Source organism: Bacillus sp. F2HM (genome assembly GCF_019266135.1).
Taxonomy (GTDB): domain Bacteria; phylum Bacillota; class Bacilli; order Bacillales; family Bacillaceae; genus Bacillus; species Bacillus safensis.
This window is the reverse complement of sequence record NZ_LRMO01000049.1, coordinates 1-362: the sequence shown is the minus strand read 5'-3', so window position 1 is coordinate 362 and position 362 is coordinate 1. Positions and strand designations below refer to the sequence as shown.

Genomic DNA, 362 nt, shown 5'->3' with positions numbered 1-362 from the left:
CGGGCGGAACAGGCCGCCGTACAGCCCCTCAGAGGTCCCGGAGAGCCCGAAGCGGCCCAGGTAGTTGAAGCTGATCTGCGCGGGGGTCGCCGGCAGCGGTGCGGTGTCCCGGCCCGGCCGGATCAGGAGGCCGTGGCCGAGGCCGTGGTGGGGCACCGCGCGCAGCTGTTCCTTGACCTGCTTGAGCACGGCGTCCCAGTCCGCCTCGGGCGGGACGGCGAGGGCGACGGGTTGGCGGGTGGTGAACCAGCCGGGGGTGCGGCTGGTGTCGCCGTCGGCGAACAGGTCCTCGCGGCCGTGGCCCTCGACGTCCACCAGCACCCGGTCGTGCCCGGTCCAGCCGCACAGCACCCGGCCGAGGG

General features: G+C 75.1%; 1 protein-coding gene. It reads right to left on the bottom strand.

The window, feature by feature from the left end; genetic code table 11:
- The coding region (locus AWT60_RS18440; protein WP_218677607.1) for a condensation domain-containing protein at window positions 1-362 on the bottom strand (362 nt) is incomplete at both ends.